At 45.2% G+C, this 24,814-nt stretch carries 18 protein-coding genes and 25 tRNA genes; 35 read left to right on the top strand and 8 right to left on the bottom strand.

The genetic code is table 11. The features are described from left to right. Together OCU77_RS04015 and OCU77_RS04010 are read left to right on the top strand one after the other, a co-directional pair. A complete protein-coding gene (locus OCU77_RS04015; RefSeq protein ID WP_048900992.1) occupies positions 1-1,881 on the top strand; it encodes a methyl-accepting chemotaxis protein in 1,881 nt (626 codons plus the stop codon). A gap of 436 nt (positions 1,882-2,317) precedes the next feature. Then, a complete protein-coding gene (locus OCU77_RS04010) occupies positions 2,318-4,201 on the top strand; it encodes a methyl-accepting chemotaxis protein (protein ID WP_048900991.1) in 1,884 nt (627 codons plus the stop codon). Between the two features lie 107 nt (positions 4,202-4,308). Here the strand turns inward: OCU77_RS04010 and OCU77_RS04005 are convergent, their stop codons facing one another. From OCU77_RS04005 to hemA, 7 genes are all read right to left on the bottom strand, one after another. After that, on the bottom strand, positions 4,309-5,562 hold the full coding sequence (locus OCU77_RS04005; protein WP_048901002.1) for an aromatic amino acid transport family protein: 1,254 nt from the start codon (positions 5,560-5,562) through the stop codon (positions 4,309-4,311). 286 nt (positions 5,563-5,848) lie between these two features. After that, the gene (gene kdsA / locus OCU77_RS04000; RefSeq protein WP_048900990.1) at positions 5,849-6,703 is read right to left on the bottom strand and encodes a 3-deoxy-8-phosphooctulonate synthase; all 855 of its coding nucleotides are present in this window, start codon (positions 6,701-6,703) and stop codon (positions 5,849-5,851) included. A 15-nt stretch (positions 6,704-6,718) separates the two neighbouring features. After that, positions 6,719-7,495 (bottom strand): SirB1 family protein, encoded by a 777-nt coding sequence (locus OCU77_RS03995; RefSeq protein WP_048901001.1) that lies wholly within the window; start codon positions 7,493-7,495, stop codon positions 6,719-6,721. Positions 7,496-7,530: 35 nt separating this feature from the next. Then, positions 7,531-7,911 (bottom strand): SirB2 family protein, encoded by a 381-nt coding sequence (locus OCU77_RS03990; protein ID WP_107302316.1) that lies wholly within the window; start codon positions 7,909-7,911, stop codon positions 7,531-7,533. A 12-nt stretch (positions 7,912-7,923) separates the two neighbouring features. Then, a complete protein-coding gene (prmC, locus tag OCU77_RS03985; RefSeq protein WP_048900989.1) occupies positions 7,924-8,772 on the bottom strand; it encodes a peptide chain release factor N(5)-glutamine methyltransferase in 849 nt (282 codons plus the stop codon). Next, positions 8,772-9,860 (bottom strand): peptide chain release factor 1, encoded by a 1,089-nt coding sequence (gene prfA, locus OCU77_RS03980; protein ID WP_048900988.1) that lies wholly within the window; start codon positions 9,858-9,860, stop codon positions 8,772-8,774. The genes prmC and prfA overlap by 1 nt, the downstream gene beginning before the upstream one ends. A gap of 87 nt (positions 9,861-9,947) precedes the next feature. Then, the gene (gene hemA, locus OCU77_RS03975; RefSeq protein WP_048900987.1) at positions 9,948-11,225 is read right to left on the bottom strand and encodes a glutamyl-tRNA reductase; all 1,278 of its coding nucleotides are present in this window, start codon (positions 11,223-11,225) and stop codon (positions 9,948-9,950) included. Between the two features lie 306 nt (positions 11,226-11,531). Between hemA and lolB the strand changes: the two genes are divergently transcribed. The 30 genes from lolB (at position 11,532) to OCU77_RS03825 (ending at position 20,021) form a co-directional block, all read left to right on the top strand. Next, positions 11,532-12,152 (top strand): lipoprotein insertase outer membrane protein LolB, encoded by a 621-nt coding sequence (lolB, locus tag OCU77_RS03970; RefSeq protein ID WP_048901000.1) that lies wholly within the window; start codon positions 11,532-11,534, stop codon positions 12,150-12,152. 3 nt (positions 12,153-12,155) lie between these two features. Then, positions 12,156-13,031: a 4-(cytidine 5'-diphospho)-2-C-methyl-D-erythritol kinase gene (gene ispE / locus OCU77_RS03965; protein ID WP_048900986.1), complete on the top strand. Its 876-nt coding sequence runs from the start codon at positions 12,156-12,158 to the stop codon at positions 13,029-13,031. Positions 13,032-13,064: 33 nt separating this feature from the next. Beyond that, on the top strand, positions 13,065-14,012 hold the full coding sequence (locus tag OCU77_RS03960; RefSeq protein WP_048900985.1) for a ribose-phosphate pyrophosphokinase: 948 nt from the start codon (positions 13,065-13,067) through the stop codon (positions 14,010-14,012). A gap of 159 nt (positions 14,013-14,171) precedes the next feature. Continuing rightward, positions 14,172-14,762 (top strand): aminoacyl-tRNA hydrolase, encoded by a 591-nt coding sequence (pth, locus tag OCU77_RS03955; RefSeq protein WP_048900984.1) that lies wholly within the window; start codon positions 14,172-14,174, stop codon positions 14,760-14,762. A gap of 103 nt (positions 14,763-14,865) precedes the next feature. Further along, positions 14,866-15,957 carry a redox-regulated ATPase YchF gene (gene ychF / locus OCU77_RS03950; RefSeq protein ID WP_107302315.1) on the top strand — a complete coding sequence of 364 codons (1,092 nt, stop codon included), beginning with the start codon at positions 14,866-14,868 and terminating at the stop codon, positions 15,955-15,957. 307 nt (positions 15,958-16,264) lie between these two features. Next, positions 16,265-16,341 (top strand) — tRNA-Met (locus OCU77_RS03945). Positions 16,342-16,387: 46 nt separating this feature from the next. Then, positions 16,388-16,472 (top strand) — tRNA-Leu (locus OCU77_RS03940). An 81-nt stretch (positions 16,473-16,553) separates the two neighbouring features. Further along, positions 16,554-16,628, top strand: a tRNA-Gln gene (locus tag OCU77_RS03935). An 87-nt stretch (positions 16,629-16,715) separates the two neighbouring features. Beyond that, positions 16,716-16,792, top strand: a tRNA-Met gene (locus OCU77_RS03930). 46 nt (positions 16,793-16,838) lie between these two features. Continuing rightward, positions 16,839-16,923, top strand: a tRNA-Leu gene (locus tag OCU77_RS03925). Positions 16,924-17,004: 81 nt separating this feature from the next. Next, positions 17,005-17,079 (top strand) — tRNA-Gln (locus OCU77_RS03920). Between the two features lie 87 nt (positions 17,080-17,166). Next, a tRNA-Met gene (locus tag OCU77_RS03915) sits at positions 17,167-17,243 on the top strand. Between the two features lie 46 nt (positions 17,244-17,289). Further along, a tRNA-Leu gene (locus OCU77_RS03910) sits at positions 17,290-17,374 on the top strand. A gap of 81 nt (positions 17,375-17,455) precedes the next feature. Then, positions 17,456-17,530, top strand: a tRNA-Gln gene (locus OCU77_RS03905). Between the two features lie 87 nt (positions 17,531-17,617). Continuing rightward, positions 17,618-17,694, top strand: a tRNA-Met gene (locus tag OCU77_RS03900). Positions 17,695-17,740: 46 nt separating this feature from the next. Continuing rightward, positions 17,741-17,825, top strand: a tRNA-Leu gene (locus tag OCU77_RS03895). 81 nt (positions 17,826-17,906) lie between these two features. Beyond that, positions 17,907-17,981 (top strand) — tRNA-Gln (locus tag OCU77_RS03890). Positions 17,982-18,068: 87 nt separating this feature from the next. Continuing rightward, a tRNA-Met gene (locus OCU77_RS03885) sits at positions 18,069-18,145 on the top strand. A 46-nt stretch (positions 18,146-18,191) separates the two neighbouring features. Further along, a tRNA-Leu gene (locus OCU77_RS03880) sits at positions 18,192-18,276 on the top strand. 81 nt (positions 18,277-18,357) lie between these two features. After that, positions 18,358-18,432, top strand: a tRNA-Gln gene (locus OCU77_RS03875). 52 nt (positions 18,433-18,484) lie between these two features. Beyond that, a tRNA-Leu gene (locus OCU77_RS03870) sits at positions 18,485-18,569 on the top strand. Positions 18,570-18,690: 121 nt separating this feature from the next. Then, a tRNA-Leu gene (locus OCU77_RS03865) sits at positions 18,691-18,775 on the top strand. Between the two features lie 64 nt (positions 18,776-18,839). Continuing rightward, positions 18,840-18,914, top strand: a tRNA-Gln gene (locus OCU77_RS03860). Between the two features lie 54 nt (positions 18,915-18,968). Then, positions 18,969-19,053, top strand: a tRNA-Leu gene (locus OCU77_RS03855). Positions 19,054-19,174: 121 nt separating this feature from the next. After that, a tRNA-Leu gene (locus OCU77_RS03850) sits at positions 19,175-19,259 on the top strand. A gap of 64 nt (positions 19,260-19,323) precedes the next feature. Continuing rightward, positions 19,324-19,398 (top strand) — tRNA-Gln (locus tag OCU77_RS03845). Between the two features lie 54 nt (positions 19,399-19,452). Next, positions 19,453-19,537: transfer RNA gene (locus OCU77_RS03840), tRNA-Leu, on the top strand. Between the two features lie 121 nt (positions 19,538-19,658). Beyond that, positions 19,659-19,743 (top strand) — tRNA-Leu (locus tag OCU77_RS03835). A 64-nt stretch (positions 19,744-19,807) separates the two neighbouring features. Continuing rightward, positions 19,808-19,882 (top strand) — tRNA-Gln (locus OCU77_RS03830). A 54-nt stretch (positions 19,883-19,936) separates the two neighbouring features. After that, a tRNA-Leu gene (locus tag OCU77_RS03825) sits at positions 19,937-20,021 on the top strand. A 291-nt stretch (positions 20,022-20,312) separates the two neighbouring features. Here OCU77_RS03825 and OCU77_RS03820 read toward each other — a convergent pair. Next, positions 20,313-21,473, bottom strand: coding sequence for a 2-octaprenyl-3-methyl-6-methoxy-1,4-benzoquinol hydroxylase (locus OCU77_RS03820; protein ID WP_048900741.1), 1,161 nt, complete (start codon positions 21,471-21,473; stop codon positions 20,313-20,315). Positions 21,474-21,719: 246 nt separating this feature from the next. Between OCU77_RS03820 and miaB the strand changes: the two genes are divergently transcribed. The 3 genes from miaB to ybeY all read left to right on the top strand — a co-directional run bounded on the left by miaB (position 21,720) and on the right by ybeY (position 24,783). Further along, a complete protein-coding gene (gene miaB, locus OCU77_RS03815) occupies positions 21,720-23,144 on the top strand; it encodes a tRNA (N6-isopentenyl adenosine(37)-C2)-methylthiotransferase MiaB (protein ID WP_107302314.1) in 1,425 nt (474 codons plus the stop codon). A gap of 89 nt (positions 23,145-23,233) precedes the next feature. After that, positions 23,234-24,319 carry a PhoH family protein gene (locus OCU77_RS03810; RefSeq protein ID WP_107302445.1) on the top strand — a complete coding sequence of 362 codons (1,086 nt, stop codon included), beginning with the start codon at positions 23,234-23,236 and terminating at the stop codon, positions 24,317-24,319. Further along, positions 24,319-24,783, top strand: a complete 465-nt coding sequence (gene ybeY / locus OCU77_RS03805; protein ID WP_048900739.1) for an rRNA maturation RNase YbeY — start codon at positions 24,319-24,321, stop codon at positions 24,781-24,783. The genes OCU77_RS03810 and ybeY overlap by 1 nt, the downstream gene beginning before the upstream one ends. Positions 24,784-24,814: the final 31 nt, after the last annotated feature.

Here is a 24,814-nt window from a genome sequence, read left to right as displayed (position 1 = left end):
ATGAATCTAACAATGAAACAAAAAATACTCGGTAGTGTACTAACTGCAATACTGCTAGTTACGGGTACTTTGACTTGGCTTGCCGCTGGCGAACTTTTCTCACAAAGTCGCAGTGGTATATATGCCCGCGCAACCAGTGTCACGAATGTGGCAACCAACGCGATTAATTATTGGATCAACGAACATAAAGCCATCCTAAAATCCACATCCCAAATTACAGATCCAAAACAGCAGCAAGCTGTTATGCAAAATGCTAAAGAGATAGGTAAATTCAATGATGTCTTTTTCGCTGATCTAAATGGCAACATGTACCTTGCTGGTACAACTCAACCTCTTGCGGGGTTTGATGCCCGCTCTCGTGACTGGTATCAACAAGCATTAAATGCATCTAGCGTTGTAACTTCAGCTCCCTATAAAGGTGCAAACAATAACCAAACGATGCTGACTTTTTCTACCCCTGTACGAGAAAATGGTCGAACTATTGGTGTTATGGGCGCAGATATTACCCTAAGTTCACTTCAAAACACGATCACCAGTTACAACTTAGGAGAAAACGCCCATGCCATGCTTTTAACTCAGCAAGGCACCATTCTGGCTTACCATAATAACCAGTTAATACTAAAATCCCTTTCTCAACTCGCTCCTGAGCTAACTGTTGAGCAGATCAATAGCGCGATGAATGAGCACAGCATTCAAATTTATGAAGAAAATAAGCAACAAAAGCTTATCTATTTTGGTCAAATTGCCGCAAGTAACTGGATTTTTGCCATTCAAATGGATCGTGCAACAGAAGAAGCCAGCCATAACCAACTACTGCAAAACCTTATTTTGGCTGCCGCTCTAGGTACGATTGCATCAATAGTTGCCACTTATTTCATCATTAATTATCTATTTAAAGATCTCGCCAAAATATCAGCGGCATTAGCTGATATTGCAAATGGTGAAGGCGATTTAACTCAACGTATTGAACCACATAGCGAAGATGAAATCGGCCAACTCGCCCTGAACTTCAATCGATTTGTTAGCAACATGCACCAAATGGTAATACGTCTACGCGATGTATCTGATTCATTGGGTCAACAAGCACAAACAACAGCCTCGCAAGCTGAAGAGCGCAGCACGAGGATTCAGCACCAACAAGATGAAATCAATATGGTTGCAACGGCGATTAACGAAATGGCAGCGGCAACCCAAGAAATCGCAGGCAATGCTGACAACACAGCGCAGACATCCGGTGAAACAGTTAGCGCTGCGGAACATGGTTCAGAGCAAGTTATCCAAAGCCAGCACTCTATTTCAAGCTTGGCTGGCGAGGTAGAAACGGCAACAGGTGTGATTGGTGAATTGAACACTCATGCTCAAAGCATCAATACTATCTTGTCTACAATTCAAGGCATTGCCGAACAAACTAACCTACTTGCACTGAATGCCGCCATTGAAGCCGCGCGTGCCGGTGAACAGGGACGTGGATTTGCCGTCGTTGCCGATGAAGTCCGCGTACTCAGCCAACGCACGCATGCATCAACCCAAGAAATCCAGCAGATGATAGAAACCTTGCAGCAAACAACAGGCCGTGCGGTGGGCATCATGGAAAACAGTCGCCACCTAGCCGAAACCTCAGTTGATGATGCAAATGCTGCCTCTGCCAGCCTCTCGCAAATTAATAATGCCGTAACCAATATCAGTGATATGGCAACGCAAATAGCCTCTGCTGCTGAAGAGCAGTCATCGGTTACAGAAGAGATCACCCGAAATACGCAAGGTATTCGTGATGTGTCTGATGAGTTAGCACTTGAAGCCGATGAAGCCGCGCGACAGGCCGCTGAGCTATCTCAGCTATCACATGAATTACAGCAAGAGATAAACCGCTTTAAACTGTAACGCGTTAGCAGTATTAGGTTATTCGCACTAACTTTGCCCATTTAAAAGCCTGATGTTCAGTAACAGCATGAGCATTAGGCTTTTTATAACGTATATACGATTTATTTAAGCCAAACACCCATTTATGTTTATACATAATTCAATATCACTGCAGCTAATTTATATCATTGCCCCACATTTATATTTTTTCCCAAACCCCACCATTTATAAATCTTAATAAGCAATTAAATGCAACTTAGTTAGCATCACCTCAGTAACATTTCTATTTTACCGCATTATTTTTGACGTTTTATGAATGCCACGCGTCATAAAAAACACGCGTCATTTCCTATAAATAAAAATATTAATAAATTAATTAAATACCCGTGCATATTAAAAAGTATGTTTATAAACTTAGGTTCCCTAATCGTTCCTGAATACTACAGTGAAGTAGACCATGACATTAACATTAAAACAAAAACTCATTGGTGCTAGCCTCTCGGCAGTTGTACTAATGGCAACAGCCTTAACTTGGCTGGCAGCAAGCCAACTCAACGACCAAACCCGAAATGGTGTTTATTCACGCGTTAACAGCCTATCAGCAGCTGCAACTGATGGGATCAGTGACTGGGTTAACATCCGCCGTGACATCGCCAGTGCATTTAACGATCATACAGAGCAAGCTGATGTTGTCCCTTTCCTGCAACAAGCACGTAATGCTGGTGGGTTTGACGATATTTTCTTTGGTACACCACAAGGTGACATGTACCGCTCTCATCCTGAACGTAACCGAGCTGACTACGATCCACGTACTCGCCCTTGGTACAAAGATGCAAACAGTGCTGGCAAACAAATTATTACTACCGCCTATCAAGACGCCATCACAAACGCACTATTAGTTACGATTGCTGAACCGGTTCGTAAAAATGGTCAGCTGCAAGGTGTTGTTGGGGCAGATGTTTTAATTGATCAGCTGATTGAAGATGTCATTAACCTAGACGCAGGCAAAAATGCTTACGCTATGTTGATTAATAAGCAAGATGGCACCTTCTTAGCACACCCAGATAAGTCTTTATTACTGCAACCGATTAATCGCTACAGCAGCGCCTTTTCACTATCGACAATCGAAGCACAAATGCGCTCAGAGCAGATTGAAGATATGCAAATCAAGGGTGTTGATAAGCTAGTTTATTTTGCTGCTATTCCAAATACTGATTGGATTCTTGGCATCGAAATGGATCAAGCAACAGAAGAAGCCAGCATGCATAGCTTAATGAGCCAGCTATTCATCACTTCTATTATTATTACCATTATTGTGGTTGCAATCGTTGCTTGGTTGGTGAACTTCTTGTTCCGCGATCTTATGCGTGTTTCTGACGCCTTAGCTGAAATTGCATCAGGTGAAGGCGATCTAACACAACGCCTAGAGCCTCGCAGCGAAGATGAAATTGGTATGCTAGCGCATAATTTCAACCGCTTTGTCGGCAATATGCATCAAATGGTGATTCGCTTACGTGATGTATCGGATTCATTAGGCCAACAAGCGCAAACTACCGCAGCACAAGCAGAAGAACGTAGTACACGTATTCAGCACCAACAAGACGAGATCAATATGGTTGCCACTGCGATTAACGAAATGGCAGCAGCAACACAAGAGATCGCAGGCAATGCAGATAACACCGCGCAAACATCAGGTGAAACGGTGAGTGCAGCAGAGCATGGTTCAACTCAGGTGACTCAAAGTCAGCACTCTATCTCTAGCCTTGCCGGTGAAGTTGAAACAGCAACCGGTGTGATTGGCGAGTTAAACACACACGCCCAAAGCATCAACACTATCCTTTCAACCATTCAAGGGATTGCCGAGCAAACTAACCTACTTGCATTGAATGCTGCGATTGAAGCTGCTCGTGCAGGCGAACAAGGCCGTGGTTTTGCCGTAGTTGCCGACGAGGTACGTGTACTGAGCCAACGCACTCATGCTTCCACCCAAGAAATTCAGCAAATGATTGAGACACTGCAGCAAACGACTGGTCGCGCTGTTGGTATCATGGAAAATAGCCGCCACTTAGCTGAAACCTCGGTTGATGACGCAAACGCAGCCTCTGCAAGCTTGTCACAAATTAATACTGCTGTGACCAATATTAGTGATATGGCAACACAGATTGCTTCTGCTGCTGAAGAACAATCCTCAGTGACTGAAGAGATCACCCGTAATACCCAAGGTATTCGCGATGTATCCGATGAACTCGCTTCTGAAGCCGATGAGGCAGCACGCCAAGCCGCTGAACTGTCTTCACTATCACATCAGCTACAACAAGAAATTAACCGCTTTAAGCTGTAAATAGAAAAAACACGATAAACAAAAAGGGTATCACTGATGAAGTGATACCCTTTTTTATCGTCTGTTAGTAATACCTAACTAGGCAACGATTAACGATCTGCGCTGTTCTAGAAATTAAATAAAATTGCCGATACCGCTAATACCCCAACCACCAAAATAAAGTGGTTACTCACCTTGCCACGGTAGTGACGTAAAGACTCCACTTTATAAACCGCAATAACAGGCATAATAAATAAAATCATAGCAATCACAGGGCCAGAGAACGCCTCCATCATACCGAGAATACTTGGGTTCATGACTGCCGCCCCCCAAATGCTCAGCATCATAAAGACAATGCCCACTTTATCCGTTGCGTTAGAAGATAAACGTGAGTGCTTACGCACCAGGCCGTTAAAGCTTTCGCGTGCCCCTAAAAAGTGGCCGAGGAAAGAAGAAGAAATAGCGATAAAGGCAATCACTGGACCAAGCAGAACAATGAATGGATTATCATGAATGTTCGCAAGATAAGATAACACAGAGACATTTTGCGCTTTGGCTTCTAATAACTGTGCAGGGCTGAGACTTAACACACAGGAAAAAACAAAAAACAGTACAAAACCAATGAGCATCATCGAGGTGCGCTTTAGAATATGCTCTGCTTTTTCTGTTGCCGCTTTCGCGTAATGACGACGCTGTGCTTGAGCAAAACTTGAAATAGCAGCGGCATGACTGAAAGCAAAGACAGTCACAGGTACAGATAACCATACCGTCAATGAAAAATCACCGATGCTCGGCATTACACTCATAGTGGGTAAATGCCAATTAGGGATCATGTACAGTGAAAGACCAAATAGAATGGCAGCCAGAGGGTAAACAATTACCTCGAATGCTTTGAGCATCACTTTCTCACCAGCCAACATAATAGTGATCATGCCCAAGACTAATAAGCCAGAAAGCACAATACGAGATGGTGAAGCAAAACCAAGCTGGTTAACAATAAAACTATCGACTGTGTTGGTTAAACCCACGCCATAGATCAACAAGATTGGAAAAATAGATAAAAAATACAAAACCGAGATCACCAAGCCCGCAGAGCGGCCAAAGTGCTCTTCCACAACATCAGTAAAATCGGCTTGATCATTGCGTGAAGATAGCACAAAACGCGCTAAACCCCGGTGTGCGAAATAGGTCATCGGGAAAGCAAGCAATGCCATTAATACCAAAGGCCAAAAACCACCCGCCCCAATATTAATCGGTAAAAATAAAATACCCGCGCCAACGGCGGTACCAAACAGGCTAAGCATCCAACTTGTATCGTGTTTACTCCATGAAGAACTGGACACGCCTTCATTGCTTAATGGTATATCTTGAGATAATGACACGTTACAACCTACTTCTGCGGAATTAAAATCTGGTCGAAGTATATCGGCTTGGCATTTAATTCTCACAAAGTGAACGACAAACATCTCGCTCCACAACCATGAAATATATAGTTACATAACCCACTATAAAAGCGATGAATAACTCATTAACCTAGAAAAATAAGATGCCACAGAGTTATTCACCGAATTTTTCCAATTTTCATTTTTTTATTACTGAACAAAAAAGCCCCAGTAAGCGAACTTACTGGGGCTTTCTGCTAGTGTCCTAGCGTACAAGCACTGACAATTAGTTAATTTCGATTGGCTCGAAAGACTTCACTAGATCATCAAGTTGTTTAATTTGTTTCAGGAACGGCTCTAGCTTATCCAATGGGAAGGCCGATGGTCCATCACAAAGCGCCTGATCCGGTGTTGGGTGTGCTTCCATAAATAGACCTGCAATACCAGCTGCAAGACCACAGCGTGCAAGATCAACTGTTTGCTCACGACGACCACCAGAAGCGGCACCAAGCGGATCACGACACTGCAGAGAGTGTGTCACATCAAAGATAATAGGGCTGCCTTTTGAGGCTTTTTTCATCACATCGAAGCCAAGCATATCGACAACTAAGTTATCGTAGCCGTGTAGAACACCACGTTCACAAAGGATGATGTTTTCATTACCACACTCAGCAAACTTTTCTGTGATATTGCCCACTTGGCCAGGGCTCATAAACTGTGGTTTTTTCACATTAATCACAGCCCCTGTTTTCGCCATAGTTTCAACAAGATCAGTTTGGCGAGCAAGGAAAGCAGGAAGTTGAATTACATCAACCACGTCAGCAACAGGCTGTGCTTGGTGGTGCTCGTGGATATCCGTAATGATCTTCACGCCAAACGTATCTTTTAGCTCTTGGAAGATCTTCAGGCCTTCTTCCATACCAGGACCACGGTATGAATGTACAGATGAACGGTTAGCTTTATCGAAAGATGCCTTAAATACATAAGGGATACCAAGCTTATCTGTCACCTCAACATAGTGCTCACAGATCTTCATCGCTAAATCGCGAGACTCTAGCACATTCATGCCACCAAATAGGACAAATGGCTTATCGTTTGCTACATCAAGATCGCCAACGCGAACTACTTTCTGTTCCATCATTATCTTTTCTCTTTATTAGTGAAGGGTCAGCGGCTCTTCGTTCAGGGCTGCGACTTGCAACTTCAATAATTCAGCTGCGGGGTCTTCAGGGCATTGTTCTATAAAATAGCTATAGTCAGACGCGGCAGCATGGCTACAGTCCAACTTTTGGTAGATATAGCCGCGATCACGGATTTCATGTGGATCATCAGGCTGCATCTTCAAAGCAAGATCACTACAACGCAATGCATCGGTGTATTGTTCTTCACGCAACAACGCGCTTTTCATGACTGTTAACCAACGCTTAATGATGTCGCTATTGGTCGCATTGGCTAAGTCAGCATCACCAATTTGAGCGAATGGGCCTTTTGCCCCTTTAAGCCAACCGCGCAAAGTACGCATGCTCAAAAACTCGCCATCAAACGGGTTGATATACTGAACCTCACCTTGGTACCACGTTACTTTTAAAATAAACTGAGTTGGAAAGCCGACACTACTAACGGGTAAATCAAGGTGATTAGCCAAATAAAGAAAAATAGCGCCTAAACTAACAGGAATGCCACGCTTACGATCTAATACTTTGTCTAAGTAGATATTATCAGACGAGAAGTATTGCTGCTCATCACCTTCAAAGCCCCACTCTCGATAGAATAAACGAATTAAACCATCCAATCGTACATGTGGGTTAGGCTCATCCATCAAAGCATGCTCAGCTTCTTTCGCCATACGCTCAAGTTGGATTTGTACCCAACCTTTCGGAAAGGCAGGGTCCGTCAAAGCAGTCATGGCTAATGCCCCTTCAACAAGCGGCATTTGCTCTAATTCTTCATGGCTAAAGTTCACGTTAATCACCCTAGAAATGATGTTTTGGTCATCGCAATATTTGCAGCTGCCACAACCCAGCCTAACGCACCAAAATAGGCGAACGTTTTAAAGACTTTGTTCTTACCATATTTCAATGTGAAAAAGCCCAATGCAATGTACGCCAGAACACAACTTAGTTTTTGTGTTAACCAGCTACCTGCTTCGGTAAAAGGCATGAAACCCGTAATGAAGATCAGCGCCACACCTGACAGCAATAAAATAGTATCAACCACGTGCGGGGCTATTTTGAGGAATTTTTTCTCATTCAACGTTGAGTTTGCCATCATCAAGCAGTAGCGGATCGTAAATAACAATACACTTAAAACAATGGCCAACATGTGAATGTGTTTAGCAGCTGCATACATAGTTTTATCTCTCTATCCTTGCCAACACCCAAAGGTTACGCGATCTAACCCTGCGTAATCTTGAGCGGTTTCTACTTGGGTATACCCCAAATCCTGTAAAATCTGACGAACGGCTTCACCTTGCTCGTAGCCATGCTCCATCAACAGCCAACCATTAACCTGAAGGTGCTGACGACCTTGCTCACTGATAATACGAATATCAGCAAGACCATTATCAGGCGCAACCAATGCCGTTAATGGTTCAAAGCGAACGTCACCTTGCGATAAATGCGGGTCTTGATCGTCAATATAAGGCGGGTTACTCGCAATCACCGCAAACTGATCATCTGCCGTTAATGGGCTATACCAGCTACCGGATAAAAACGTAGCATTGGTGATACCTAAACGCTGACCGTTTTCAGTTGCGAGTTGTGCGGTCTCAGGACGAAGATCAATACCAACCACAGATGCATCAGCACGCTCAGAGGCTAACGCTAATGCAATAGCCCCTGTTCCTGTCCCTAAATCCAAGACTCGGCATGGCTGGCTTGGCATTTTATCTAAAGCAAGCTCCACTAAGCGTTCGGTATCAGGGCGAGGGATCAAGGTGTGCGGTGCAACTTTCAAAGGCAGTGACCAAAATTCGCGTTCGCCAATAATATACGCCACCGGTTCACCATCAAGACGGCGGGCAAGCAAAGTATCAAATGCAATTTGCTGTTGGTCGTCTAAGGTTTTCTCTGGCCATGTCAGCAAATAACTGCGTGGTTTATCGAGAACATGACAAAGTAATACCGCAGCGTCAATATGCGGGCTATCAGAGCCCGCATCGGTCAATTGCGCTGTAGTTTGCTTAAGCAAAGCGTCAATCGACAGCGCCATTAGTTTTGTTCAGCCATAGCAGCAAGCTGATCCGCTTGGTGCTCAACCAATACTGGTTGAATCAAGCTATCTAAATCACCTTCCATAACTTCGTTTAGACGGTAAAGAGTCAGCGTGATACGGTGATCCGATACACGACCCTGTGGGTAGTTGTATGTACGAATACGGTCTGAACGGTCACCCGAACCTAGCAGGTTACGACGTGTGCTTGCTTCCGCTTCTTGACGACGCTCTTCTTCTGCTTTGATGATACGCGCAGCCAATACAGCCATCGCTTTAGCTTTGTTTTTGTGCTGTGAACGCTCATCCTGACACTCCACAACAGTGCCTGTTGGTAAGTGCGTAATACGAATTGCTGAATCCGTGGTGTTAACGTGCTGACCACCCGCGCCTGATGCACGGAATGTATCAATTTTTAAATCTGCCGCTTTGATCTCTGGAAGCTCAGCTTCTGGGATCTCTGCCATGACAGCAACGGTACAAGCCGATGTATGAACGCGGCCTTGTGATTCTGTCGCTGGTACACGCTGTACACGGTGGCCACCAGATTCAAATTTTAAAATACCGTAAGCGCCTTCACCGTTTACTTTCGCGATCATCTCTTTGTAACCGCCTTGCTCTGAACGGTTTTCGTTGATCACTTCCATACGCCAACCTTGACGTTCTGCATATTTGCTATACATACGGAACAAGTCACCCGCGAAGATACCTGCTTCATCACCACCCGCACCTGCACGGATTTCGACAAAACAATTGTAATCATCGTTAGGATCTTTCGGGATCAATAGAACTTGCAGCTCATCTTCCAGACGAATGATGTTCGCTTTCGCGTCTTTCACTTCTTCTTGCGCCATTTCACGCATTTCAGGATCGTCTTCTTGAGCCATTTCTTCAGCCGCTTCCAAATCTTCTTTCGCTTGCTGGTATGCTTGGAAAGCTTTGGTCACTTCTTCTAACTGAGAATATTCACGTGACAAAGCACGGAATTTATTTTGATCAGCCAATACATCAGGATCACCAAGAAGGTGTTGAACCTCTTCGTAACGCTCAACCAAAGTTTCTAATTTAACTAAAATGGACGGTTTCATAATTCACTACAAATCAATGTTCTGTTTATGGCGATAAGCAACATCTCTGTTCAAGATGCTTAACTTACCGCCTCGAATAGGACGTCGTTATTTACTTTTGGCGCTTAGACTCTGCGAATCTAACCCTAGGCTTTCACGAATCACGGCTAGCTTTTCCGGTTCACCATGGTGAGCCGCTTGCTGCATAGCGCGCGTTGGGGCATGAATCAACTTATTGGTGAGCTTGTTACTTAACTCGGTTAATACCTTTTCAGGATCACCACCATTCGCCAGTAACTGTAGACTCCGACCCAACAAATCTTGTTTAATTTCATCAGCATGGCAGCGATATTGACGAATACTATCAACCGCTTCCAACGAGCGTAACCAGCTCATGAAAGCAGCACTTTCTTCACTAACAATGGCTTCAGCCTGAATCGCTGCAACTTTACGCTGTTCACGATTTCGATTCACAATACTTTGTAAATCATCCACCGTGTAAAGGTACACATCGTTCAGATCACCCACTTCTTGCTCAATATCACGCGGTACGGCGATATCTACTAATAGCATAGGCTGATGACGGCGTGCTTTGATCGCTTTTTCTACCATCCCTTTACCCACAATAGGTAATGGGCTAGCAGTTGAACTGATAACAATATCCGCACGGTGAAGATGTTCAGGGATCTCAGGGAGTCCGATCACCTCGGCACCGAATTCTTTCGATAATCCCGCTGCGCGTTCTTTGGTGCGGTTAGCAACTATCAGGTTATTACAGCCTTGCTCAACAAGGTGGCGCGCCACAAGCTCAATGGTTTCACCAGCACCAACCAGTAAAACCGTTGCTTCCGACATCGACTCAAAGATCTGTTTCGCTAAAGTGCAGGCAGCAAAAGCGACAGATACGGCATTACCGCCAATATCAGTTTCTGTTCGAACTCGCTTCGCTACAGTAAAGGTTTTGTGAAACAGTTTCTCAAGCATGCCATGCACAGCTTGGTGCTCACCAGCATCAGAATACGCTTGTTTAACCTGACCTAAAATTTGCGGTTCACCTAATACCAATGAATCTAAACCACAGGCAACGCGCATTAAATGGCGTACTGCAGCTTGTTCTTCATGGAAGTAAAGGCTTGGCATGAGCTCATCAGCAGACAACTGATGAAATTGGCTTAACCAATCAATAAGCACACCTGGCCCTGCCTGAGTGACGTCGCAATACAGCTCCGTGCGGTTGCACGTAGAGATGATAACGCCACTATTCACGTCAGGGTGTGCGCCTAGCTCATGTAGGGCGGCTGTTAGCTTATCTGGAGAAAAAGCCACTTTTTCACGCAAGTCTACAGTCGCAGTATTGTGATTGATGCCTAATGCAAGCAAGGTCATGGAGACGGTGTACCAACTTCGCCAAATGAAAAGATCTAGGGCGGGATTTTACTTGATGCCCCACCGTAATAAAAGGAATCAGGCAGAATCATTCATCATAGAGTGCACATTTGTCGCTTTTCAGATGCTATTTTATCCAGTCATCGACAATAAACATCATAAATGGAAGCGCATAAAATTGCTCATCAATTCAATGCTAAGCATGTGCTTATGTTGAATATTTTCACTTTATCACCTCGGCTTTTATTTGGCTTATCGCTCATTTACCGCTATTGTTTGCCCAAACTAACGAATGAGTCATGTGCCATGAATTTATCCGTACCCGCACTGTTTAAACGCCCTTATCGCATGCTTAGCAGTGCCTTAATGCTAATTTTTTTGGCCGGTTGTGCCCAACAAGCTCCGATTCAATCGACCAATTGGCAAACCCATAAGTATGCCTTGGAGCAGCTCAGTCAATACCAAGCAAAAGGCAAACTCGGCTATAAAGGCCCCGATCTGCGCTTCGGTGCCAACCTCGTTTGGAAAACGGCCCCACAAAAAGACCATCTACTACTCACTAACTTTTTGGGGAGCACTTTATTAAAACTCGACACAACGGAATCTGGTGCAACTTTAATCGACAACAATGGACGTCGCCATCAAGGATCCAATGCCGCGGTATTAGTTCAGCAACTCACAGGCATTAATCTTCCCATTGAACAAATGCGAGATTGGCTGATTGGTCTGCCAACAGCTGCGGATAGCTACCAGCTTAATGAGCAAAACCTTGTCAGCTATTTGGCGAAAACGATGGGCAGTCAAACCTGGGAAATGACGTTTGATGAATACGACTATACTACCCAGCCTATACTCCCTAAAAAAATGCAGCTCACCCAAGGCGATCAACGCATTACCCTTATCATTCACTCTTGGTCTTTGAAATAAGTTATGAATAGCCCAGTACTTACCCAAACCACTCGCTGGCCTGCGCCTGCAAAACTCAACCTATTCTTATACATCACAGGTCGTCGCCCTAACGGCTATCACGATTTACAGACCTTATTTCAGTTCTTGGATCACAGCGATACACTTACCATCACCGCCAATAATAGTAATGAAATCACTATTACCCCGGCGATTGAAGGTGTACCAACAGAAGAGAACCTGATTTACCGCGCGGCCGATGCACTCCGTAAAGCAGCAGGCATTGAAGCCGGTGCCGATATTCATATCGACAAGATTTTACCTATGGGTGGCGGTTTGGGGGGCGGTTCATCTGACGCCGCGACCACTTTGGTTGCTTTAAACTATTTATGGCAAACCAAACTAAGCGTTGAACAACTGGCCGAGATAGGCTTAGCACTCGGTGCGGATGTGCCCGTTTTTGTCCGTGGTGTCAGTGCGTTTGCTGAAGGTGTGGGAGAGCAATTACAGCCGGCGCAACCAGAAGAAAAGTGGTATTTAGTTGCCAAACCTGATGTGAGCATCGCAACCGTCGATATTTTCACCCATCCTGATTTAACGCGAGACAGTGAAAAACGCAGCTTGAATGCACTATTGGCAGGCACTTACGAAAACGATTGCGAAAAAATAGTAAGAAGACTGCACCCTGAGGTTGATAAGGCGCTTTCTTGGCTGTTAGAATATGCGCCGTCAAGATTGACTGGTACTGGCGCATGTGTGTTTGCTGAATTTAGCACTCATCGCGAGGCCATTGCAACACTGGACAAATTACCTAACTGGCTCCACGGATTTGTCGCAAAAGGTGTCAACACATCTCCCTTATTGACAGCCTTGAGCACACTTTCTTCGGATGGTCAGTAACTACAACTTGGACGCAACCCTGAGGTTTCCACCGTGCCTGATATGAAGCTGTTTGCTGGTAACGCTACACCAGAACTAGCCCAACGCATTGCTGACCGTCTATACATCTCTCTTGGAGATGCGACTGTTAACCGTTTTTCTGATGGTGAAGTATGTGTTCAGATTAATGAAAACGTTCGCGGTAGCGACGTATTTATTATTCAATCAACTTGTGCACCAACTAACGACAACCTAATGGAGTTAGTTGTAATGATCGATGCACTTCGTCGTGCATCTGCAGGCCGTATTACTGCTGTTATCCCTTACTTCGGTTATGCTCGCCAAGACCGCCGCGTCCGTTCTGCTCGTGTGCCTATTACTGCAAAAGTCGTTGCTGATTTCCTTTCAAACGTTGGTGTTGACCGCGTTCTGACTGTTGACCTACACGCTGAGCAAATCCAAGGCTTCTTCGATGTTCCAGTTGATAACGTATTCGGTAGCCCTGTGCTACTTGAAGACATCCTGGCGAAGAAACTGGAAGATCCAGTTGTTGTATCTCCAGACATCGGTGGCGTTGTTCGTGCTCGTGCTATCGCTAAATTACTAGACGATACTGACATCGCTATCATCGATAAGCGTCGCCCTCGTGCGAACGTTTCTCAGGTAATGCACCTGATCGGTGACGTTGAAGGCCGTGACTGCATCATCGTTGATGACATGATCGATACTGGCGGTACGCTATGTAAAGCAGCAGAAGCACTGAAAGAGCGTGGCGCTAAGCGTGTATTCGCTTACGCAACTCACCCAGTATTCTCTGGTACAGCAGTACAAAACATCCGTGAATCAGTAATCGATGAAGTTATCGTCACTGACTCAATTCCACTATCCCAAGAAATCAAAGACACAGGTCGCGTATCTGTTCTGACACTTTCTGGCATGTTAGCGGAAGCTATTCGTCGCATTAGCAACGAAGAATCAATTTCAGCAATGTTCGAGCACTAATCGAGCGAAGCAGGAACTGATAAACGCCTCGCTTTTGCGGGGCGTTTTGCTTTTAGGGCTATAACAACCTTATTGGGCAATAACCGCGATCCGTATCAATCTTTCCTCGTTTGGTATAACATAGCGCGCGTTTTCAGCCTAAGACGAGAGAAATCAAGCGTGAGTAACCAAATTCGTCTACTAGTTGGCCTGGCAAATCCGGGCCCTGAGTATGCTAGAACTCGCCACAATGCCGGCGCATGGGTCGTCGAAGAATTAGCGCGTGTTCATAACATCAACTTGCGAGAAGAATCAAAATACTACGGTCTGACTGGCCGGATCATGGCGAATGGCCAAGATCTCCGCTTGTTGATCCCAACAACATTCATGAACCTGTCAGGTAAATCTGTGGCAGCACTGGCGAATTTCTACCAAATTAAACCGGAAGAAATCCTAGTGGCGCATGACGAGCTCGATCTTCCGCCTGGAGTAGCGAAATTCAAGAAAGGCGGTGGACACGGTGGGCACAATGGTCTGCGTGACATCATCAGTAAAATGGGCAACAACAAAGATTTCTATCGCTTACGCGTTGGCATAGGCCACCCTGGCGACAAGAATAAAGTCGCCAATTTTGTTCTGGGTAAAGCGCCTGCTAAAGAGCAAGAATGTATCGATGCTGCGGCCGATGAAGCCGTACGTTGCATGGACATCTTACTCAAAGATGGGCTCAATAAAGCACAGAACCGACTACATTCATTCAAAGCAGAGTAGAATTTTTTAATCTGCTTGTGAGTTTTTATTAGTAATGTTTGTCACGTGAGGTTTTATCTACCGTTAACGTGACACTGAGTAATCACCAAAAGGGTTTAATACCATGGGTTTTAAATGCGGCATCGTTGGTCTTCCAAACGTTGGTAAATCAACACTATTTAACGCTTTGACAAAAGCAGGTATCGAAGCAGCTAACTTCCCGTTCTGTACTATCGAGCCAAACACTGGTGTCGTACCTGTGCCAGATCTACGTCTTGACGCGCTAGCTGAAATTGTAAATCCAGAGCGTATTTTACCAACAACAATGGAATTCGTAGATATCGCGGGCCTAGTCGCTGGTGCATCTAAAGGTGAAGGCCTTGGTAACAAATTCCTAGCAAACATCCGTGAAACCGATGCTATCGGCCACGTTGTACGTTGTTTTGAAAACGACAACATTGTTCACGTTGCAGGTAAAATCAACCCGCTAGACGATATCGAAGTGATCAACCTTGAGCTAGCACTGGCTGACCTTGACACGTGTGAGCGTGCAATTCAGCGTCAAGCTAAGCGCGCTAAAGGCGGTGATAAAGATGCTAAATTCGAAATCACTGTGCTTGAGAAGCTACTGCCTACATTAACTGAAGGCGGTATGGTACGTTCAATCGAACTAGCCAAAGAAGAGCTAGCAGCAATTGATTACCTTCACTTCCTAACAATCAAACCAACCATGTACATCGCTAACGTAAGCGAAGATGGCTTCGAAGATAACGAATTCCTAGACATGGTGATTGAATACGCTGCTAAAGAAAATGCAGTAGTAGTACCGGTTTGTGCGGCTATCGAATCTGAAATTGCAGAGCTTGACGATGCAGATCGTGAAGAATTCCTTGCTGATATGGGTATTGAAGAGCCAGGCCTAAACCGTGTTATCCGTTCGGGCTACGAACTACTGACGCTACAAACTTACTTCACAGCTGGTGTTAAAGAAGTACGTGCTTGGACTATCCCTGTAGGTGCAACCGCGCCACAAGCAGCAGGTAAGATCCACACCGACTTCGAAAAAGGCTTTATCCGTGCTGAAGTAGTAGGTTACGACGCATTCATCGAGTTCAAAGGTGAAAGCGGTGCAAAAGAAGCAGGTAAGTGGCGTCTAGAAGGTAAAGATTACATCGTTAAAGATGGCGATGTGGTTCACTTCCGCTTCAACGTATAACTCTAAAGACGTTACAAGCGCATTTTGATGCATAATTTATTATAAGCCAGCATGATTGCTGGCTTATTTTTTACCTCTCGTTTAGCGATAACTTCTTCTAATAACCCAGACAAAGCAAGTGTTTATCCGCATAAACAAGCTAGCTTCGTGTGCCAATCATTCATTTCGCCCAAATATCCATCGAACAAGGCGATTTTATTGAGATTTTCAAAAAAACTGTTGACGCTTTTCGCTGGTATGAGCATAATGCGCCCCGTTCCCAAGTTAGCGGTCAGTCATCTGGCAGCAAGATTTGAAGAACGATTATGGCTACGTAGCTCAGCTGGTTAGAGCACATCACTCATAATGATGGGGTCACAGGTTCGAATCCCGTCGTAGCCACCATTTCTCTTCTTGAGAAATCATCGAAAGATGTAAAACTTTACCAGATGCGGACGTGGCGGAATTGGTAGACGCACCAGATTTAGGTTCTGGCGCCGAGAGGTGTGAGAGTTCAAGTCTCTCCGTCCGCACCATTCTCTTGACTCAGTTAAGAGGGCCTAAACAAGAATTTAGGCAAGTTGCTTGGTTATGTAAATAATCGCTAGTAACGCTGTAGGGCTATCGCCAAGCGGTAAGGCAGCGGCTTTTGATGCCGCCATTCCCTGGTTCGAATCCAGGTAGCCCTGCCACATTTTATTATGTGGCTTATATTCAGAGTCTTTACTTTGTATACTGAGCGGCATGATCAAATAACTACTCATTGAGTAGAACAAAATGGCTACGTAGCTCAGCTGGTTAGAGCACATCACTCATAATGATGGGGTCACAGGTTCGAATCCCGTCGTAGCCACCATTTCTCTTCTTGAGAAATCATCGAAAGATGTAAAACTTTACCAGATGCGGACGTGGCGGAATTGGTAGACGCACCAGATTTAGGTTCTGGCGCCGAGAGGTGTGAGAGTTCAAGTCTCTCCGTCCGCACCATTCTCTTAACTCGGTTAAGAGGGCCTAAACAAGAATTTAGGCTAGTTGCTTGATTATTTGAATAATCGCTAGTAACGCTGTAGGGCTATCGCCAAGCGGTAAGGCAGCGGCTTTTGATGCCGCCATTCCCTGGTTCGAATCCAGGTAGCCCTGCCACATTTTATTATGTGGCTTATATTCAGAGTCTTTACTTTGTATACTGAGCGGCATGATCAAATAACTACTCATTGAGTAGAACAAAATGGCTACGTAGCTCAGCTGGTTAGAGCACATCACTCATAATGATGGGGTCACAGGTTCGAATCCCGTCGTAGCCACCATTTCTCTTCTTGAGAAATCATCGAAAGATGTAAAACTTTACCAGATGCGGACGTGGCGGAATTGGTAGACGCACCAGATTTAGGTTCTGGCGCCGAGAGGTGTGAGAGTTCAAGTCTCTCCGTCCGCACCATTCTCTTAACTCGGTTAAGAGAGCCTAAACAAGAATTTAGGCAAGTTGCTTGGTTATGTAAATAACCGTTAGTAACGCTGTAGGGCTATCGCCAAGCGGTAAGGCAGCGGCTTTTGATGCCGCCATTCCCTGGTTCGAATCCAGGTAGCCCTGCCACATTTTATTATGTGGCTTATATTCAGAGTCTTTACTTTGTATACTGAGCGGCATGATCAAATAACTACTCATTGAGTAGAACAAAATGGCTACGTAGCTCAGCTGGTTAGAGCACATCACTCATAATGATGGGGTCACAGGTTCGAATCCCGTCGTAGCCACCATTTCTCTTCTTGAGAAATCATCGAAAGATGTAAAACTTTACCAGATGCGGACGTGGCGGAATTGGTAGACGCACCAGATTTAGGTTCTGGCGCCGCGAGGTGTGAGAGTTCAAGTCTCTCCGTCCGCACCATTCTCTTAACTCAGTTAAGAGGGCCTAAACAAGAATTTAGGCAAGTTGCTTGGTTATTTAAATAATCGCTAGTAACGCTGTAGGGCTATCGCCAAGCGGTAAGGCAGCGGCTTTTGATGCCGCCATTCCCTGGTTCGAATCCAGGTAGCCCTGCCACATTTTATTATGTGGCTTATATTCAGAGTCTTTACTTTGTATACTGAGCGGCATGATCAAATAACTACTCATTGAGTAGAACAAAATGGCTACGTAGCTCAGCTGGTTAGAGCACATCACTCATAATGATGGGGTCACAGGTTCGAATCCCGTCGTAGCCACCATTTCTCTTCTTGAGAAATCATCGAAAGATGTAAAACTTTACCAGATGCGGACGTGGCGGAATTGGTAGACGCACCAGATTTAGGTTCTGGCGCCGAGAGGTGTGAGAGTTCAAGTCTCTCCGTCCGCACCATTCTCTTAACTCGGTTAAGAGAGCCTAAACAAGAATTTAGGCAAGTTGCTTGGTTATGTAAATAACCGTTAGTAACGCTGTAGGGCTATCGCCAAGCGGTAAGGCAGCGGCTTTTGATGCCGCCATTCCCTGGTTCGAATCCAGGTAGCCCTGCCACCATTTAACTTAATGGTGTGCACAACGTAAGTTGAATATCATTGCTGAGTATGCGGACGTGGCGGAATTGGTAGACGCACCAGATTTAGGTTCTGGCGCCGCAAGGTGTGAGAGTTCAAGTCTCTCCGTCCGCACCATATTCTTTGTTCTCTTTCACTAGAGTCCAAAGTAAAAAAGATCATAATCATGCTCACCAATTGCTGATTATGTGATGCAATAAGTAAGAGACAATTCGTTAAGCAATTAACGATATAAAATGCGGACGTGGCGGAATTGGTAGACGCACCAGATTTAGGTTCTGGCGCCGCGAGGTGTGAGAGTTCAAGTCTCTCCGTCCGCACCATTCTCTCTTATCTTATTCTTTCTCCTCGCCGAGAAAATTCGTTCTCTTAATCGAGTAACGCTGTAGGGCTATCGCCAAGCGGTAAGGCAGCGGCTTTTGATGCCGCCATTCCCTGGTTCGAATCCAGGTAGCCCTGCCATCATTTATACTTAATGATGACAGACAACGTAAGTTGAATATCATTGCTGAGTATGCGGACGTGGCGGAATTGGTAGACGCACCAGATTTAGGTTCTGGCGCCGCAAGGTGTGAGAGTTCAAGTCTCTCCGTCCGCACCATATTCTTTGTTCTCTTTCACTAGAGTCCAAAGTAAAAAAGATCATAATCATGCTCACCAATTGCTGATTATGTGATGCAATAAGTAAGAGACAATTCGTTAAGCAATTAACGATATAAAATGCGGACGTGGCGGAATTGGTAGACGCACCAGATTTAGGTTCTGGCGCCGCGAGGTGTGAGAGTTCAAGTCTCTCCGTCCGCACCATTCTCTCTTATCTTATTCTTTCTCCTCGCCGAGAAAATTCGTTCTCTTAATCGAGTAACGCTGTAGGGCTATCGCCAAGCGGTAAGGCAGCGGCTTTTGATGCCGCCATTCCCTGGTTCGAATCCAGGTAGCCCTGCCATCATTTATACTTAATGATGACAGACAACGTAAGTTGAATATCATTGCTGAGTATGCGGACGTGGCGGAATTGGTAGACGCACCAGATTTAGGTTCTGGCGCCGCAAGGTGTGAGAGTTCAAGTCTCTCCGTCCGCACCATATTCTTTTTTCTCTTTCACTAGAGTCCAAAGTAAAAAAGATCATAATCACGCTCACCAATTGCTGATTATGTGATGCAATAAGTAAGAGACAATTCGTTAAGCAATTAACGATATAAAATGCGGACGTGGCGGAATTGGTAGACGCACCAGATTTAGGTTCTGGCGCCGCGAGGTGTGAGAGTTCAAGTCTCTCCGTCCGCACCATTCTCTCTTATCTTATTCTTTCTCCTCGCCGAGAAAATTCGTTCTCTTAATCGAGTAACGCTGTAGGGCTATCGCCAAGCGGTAAGGCAGCGGCTTTTGATGCCGCCATTCCCTGGTTCGAATCCAGGTAGCCCTGCCATCATTTATACTTAATGATGACAGACAACGTAAGTTGAATATCATTGCTGAGTATGCGGACGTGGCGGAATTGGTAGACGCACCAGATTTAGGTTCTGGCGCCGCAAGGTGTGAGAGTTCAAGTCTCTCCGTCCGCACCATCATTTAGAAACCCACCTTTTGGTGGGTTTTCTTTTACCTACTGCAAGTTAAAGATACATCTATCAGTAGTTTCATTGGATTGATATTTTGTATCTTTGCAAAAGACTTAGAGTGGCTTTCCACTCTTTTTACAACCTCAAAAATCGTATCTCTCTGGTTGTTAAGCCGAATGTTTTTAATAACATTCGGCTTTTTCTTTATCTGACTATTCGTTACCCCAATAAATGGATATAAAAAAGACGAGCATTTAGGCTCGCCTCTTTCTGTAAAGTCATTATTTTAAGCGACAGTTACATTCCCATCGCATACTTCAACACTTGTTTTTTTATTGGTCCTGCTTTCTCGGCCACTTTTAAGCCAATGTTGCGAGCAATTTTCAGCGGTAATAAATCATTGCTGAATGTGGTGTAGAAAAAATCCATCCCCGTTTGCATGACTAGATTATCGGGGCGACGACGGCGTTCGTACTTTTTAAGTACATCTTGTTCTGCCCAATTTTTCCCAGCTTTCTCTACTTCATGTAACAGCACATCTACATCTTTAAAACCGAGGTTAACCCCCTGACCGGCTAATGGATTAATCGTATGTGCAGCATCGCCCAATAGCACAACATTATCTTGGTAATACTGTTGAGCATGACGACGCGTTAACGGAAAACTTCCCCAGTTAACCACAGTGAACTCACCAACCTCAGCAGGAAAATGCCCTTTCACTTCCACAGCCAGTTGCTCGGCTGTCATGGCTGACAATTGCTTGATACGCTGCGGGCTGTCATACCACACCAAAGACCCCTGATGGCCGACTAACGGCAAAAACGAACGCGGCCCTTTGGGTGTAAACCACTGCCAAGTGATATCTTGCTGAGGCAGAGCGGTTTCAATATTAATCAACATACAGTGCTGTCGGTAATCCCACGCTGTAATACCTATGCCTGCTTGCTGACGCACCTGTGAGTTCGCCCCATCAGCGCCCACAAGTAACTTAGCTTGTAACTGACGCCCATCGTCCAATGTGACAACAACGCCATCAGTCACCTTTTCGCTACCGGTCATTCTGGTTGGACACAGCAAGGTAAGATTAGGGTAATCCACAAACTGCTGCCAAAGCCCAAGTTGAATCAAACGATTTTCAACGATAAAGCCTAGACGATCCAGTTGCATCTCATCGGCACTAAATCGTGTACGGCACTCAGGATGATCCCAGGTTTCTAAGCGCTTAAACGGACACACACGCATCCCTTGAATCGCTTCCCACGCCCCAAGTCGATTCAATAGTCCTACCGAGTTAGGCGAAATTGCCGAGACACGCAAATCCATCGGCTGGCTTGCTTCAAACTCTTGGGGTTGCTGGCCTTCTAATACCGCTACACGTAAGCCGTATTGCGCCATACCAACAGCCGTTGCTGCCCCCACCATGCCGCCACCGGCAATCACTACATCAAACTGTTCCATACACTTATCTCATTGTTTGGCTGCTGATATTTTACCTTGCTAGAACCATAATGCGAGTACTCAACCTTAGCAACTGAACTCACCCCAAAAAACCACAATTTATTCGGGGTGGCGAGGATCTAGTCAGACACCTGATAAAGCAGTACAATACGCGGCTTGCTGGCGGTCTCGCACTCAAAATGAGGCCTACCGCCTTCCGAGCAATGTTGAATGCAATAATTGAACACTACGAGCGAAGAGTTAGACATGGCTAAGAAACTGCTTATTAAAACCTGGGGCTGCCAGATGAACGAATACGATTCATCGAAAATGGCCGATCTTCTCAATGCCTCAAACGGCTTCGAGCTAACGGAAATCCCAGAAGAAGCAGATGTTCTGCTACTGAATACCTGCTCAATCCGTGAAAAGGCGCAAGAAAAAGTTTTCCACCAGCTAGGCCGTTGGAAAACCCTAAAAGACAAAAAACCTGATCTTGTGATTGGTGTGGGTGGTTGTGTAGCAACCCAAGAAGGCGATTCTATTCGCAAACGTGCACCTTATGTTGATGTTATTTTTGGCCCACAAACCCTACACCGTTTGCCAGAAATGATTAAGCGTTCAGGTACCGATCATGCACCTGTTATGGATATTTCTTTCCCTGAGATTGAGAAATTCGATAACCTACCAGAACCACGTGCCGAAGGTGCAACGGCTTTCGTTTCTATCATGGAAGGCTGCTCTAAGTACTGTACTTACTGCGTAGTACCTTATACGCGCGGTGAAGAAGTCAGCCGCCCATTAGATGACGTGCTATTTGAAATCGCCCAGCTTGCAGAGCAAGGCGTACGTGAAGTTAACCTACTGGGCCAAAACGTTAACGCATACCGCGGTGCAACACACGATGATGAAGTGGCAACGTTTGCCGAATTATTACGTCTAGTGGCAGCCATTGATGGTATCGACCGTATTCGTTACACCACCAGCCACCCTATCGAGTTCACTGACGATATTATCGAAGTGTACAAAGATACACCGGAAGTGGTGAGCTTCCTTCACTTACCAGTACAAAGTGGTTCAGACCGCATTCTGGCTAACATGAAGCGCCCACATACTGCGATCGAGTACAAATCAAAGATCCGTAAATTGCGTAAAGCACGCCCAAATATTACGATCAGCTCTGATTTCATCGTGGCATTCCCGGGTGAAAGCGATCAAGACTTCCAAGATACCATGAAGCTGATCCGCGAAATTGATTTTGATATGAGCTTTAGTTTCATCTTCTCAGCACGTCCAGGTACGCCTGCTGCGGATTATCCATGTGATCTTCCTGAAGAAGTGAAGAAAGAACGCTTGTATGAACTACAGCAACAGATCAATACTCAAGCTATGCGTTACTCACGTCAAATGCTAGGTACTGAACAACGTATCCTTGTAGAAGGCCCATCACGCAAAAACATCATGGAGCTTCGCGGTCGTACCGAGAACAGCCGTGTTGTGAACTTTGAAGGTTCTGCAGAGCTTATTGGCCAGTTTGTTGATGTTAAAATCACAGATGTGTTCACTAACTCACTACGTGGTGAAATCGTACGCACTGAAGCTGAAATGAACCTACGTATTGCTGTCTCTCCAACCGAGATGATGGAAAAAACACGTAAAGAAGATGAATTGGGTGTTGGCGTATATACTCCATAGTATAAGACGCACGTCCTAAAGCTCGCCTTTAGGCCAATGCCCTGATACGAAAGCCGCCCGTCACTGTGGGCGGCTACAATGAGAGGCAAATCTTGAGCAAAATTATTACTGTTGAATTAAACCTGGAACCTATCGATAACCAGCGCCTTTCCAGCCTTTGCGGCCCTTTCGACGATAATATAAAACAACTAGAACGCCGTTTGGGTGTCGAAATTAACCATCGCAGCAGCCATTTCTCTGTTGTTGGCCAACCTCATACTGCCGACGCCGCTGCTGAAATACTGAAAAACCTGTATGTCGATACCGCACCTGTTCGTAATACGATTCCTGATATCGAACCTGACCAGATCCATCTTGCGATCAAAGAGTCTGGTGTATTAGAGCAAACTACAGAGTCATCAATCCCTTACGGTAAAGAAATTCATATCAAAACCAAAAAGGGGATCATTAAGCCACGTACGCCAAACCAAGCGCAATACATAGCTAACATGGTAACCCATGATATTACCTTTGGTGTTGGCCCTGCCGGTACGGGTAAGACTTACCTCGCAGTAGCTGCGGCAGTTGATGCACTAGAGCGTCAAGAAATCCGTCGTATTCTGCTCACACGACCTGCAGTTGAAGCGGGTGAGAAACTAGGTTTCCTTCCGGGTGATTTAAGCCAGAAGGTTGACCCTTATTTACGTCCGCTATACGACGCACTGTTTGAAATGCTCGGCTTTGAGCGTGTTGAGAAGTTAATTGAACGAAACGTAATTGAAGTTGCCCCATTAGCTTATATGCGTGGTCGTACTCTTAACGATGCCTTCATCATTTTGGATGAAAGCCAAAACACCACAGTGGAACAAATGAAAATGTTCCTAACACGTATAGGTTTCAATTCGCGTGCAGTGATCACAGGTGATGTGACCCAAATCGATTTACCGCGTGGCGCCCGTTCAGGTTTACGTCATGCGATTGAAGTATTATCGGAAGTTGATGAAATCAGTTTTAACTTCTTCCAAGCTGACGACGTTGTCCGCCACCCTGTGGTTGCTCGTATTGTTCAGGCTTATGAAGTGTGGGAAACCGCCGATCAGAAGCAGCGCAAACAAGCAGAGCAACGCCGACGTGATGAACAAGCTGCACTGCTTGCAGCCGCAACACCAGCAATAGAACCAGAAAAGAGTAATTAATGGCTATTTATCTCGACCTGCAACATGCAACCGAAAATCAAGCAGGCTTACCAAACGAAGCTGATTTTCAGCAATGGCTAGATGCAGCTGTCACCCTATTTAAAGCCGATGCGGAAATGACTATCCGTTTGGTGGATGAAGAAGAAAGCCATGCGCTAAACCATGAGTACCGTGGTAAAGACAAATCAACCAATGTGTTGTCTTTCCCATTTGAAGCGCCCCCAGGCGTAGAGCTTGATCTGCTAGGTGACCTCATCATCTGCCGTCAGGTTGTTGAGAAAGAAGCAAAAGAGCAGAATAAACCGCTAAATGCCCATTGGGCACATATGGTTGTACACGGCAGTCTCCATCTGCTAGGTTATGACCATATTGATGACGAAGAAGCAGAAGAAATGGAAGCGTTGGAAACAGAAATCATGCAAAAAATGGGATTTGCTGATCCCTACGCTGACGACAATCTGTAACTTGTTACACCAATCGCTATCCATCATTCAG

The organism is Photobacterium swingsii (assembly GCF_024346715.1).
GTDB classification, from domain to species: domain Bacteria; phylum Pseudomonadota; class Gammaproteobacteria; order Enterobacterales; family Vibrionaceae; genus Photobacterium; species Photobacterium swingsii.
Note: the sequence above shows the minus strand (reverse complement) of the source record. Positions and strands in the feature narration are given on the sequence as shown.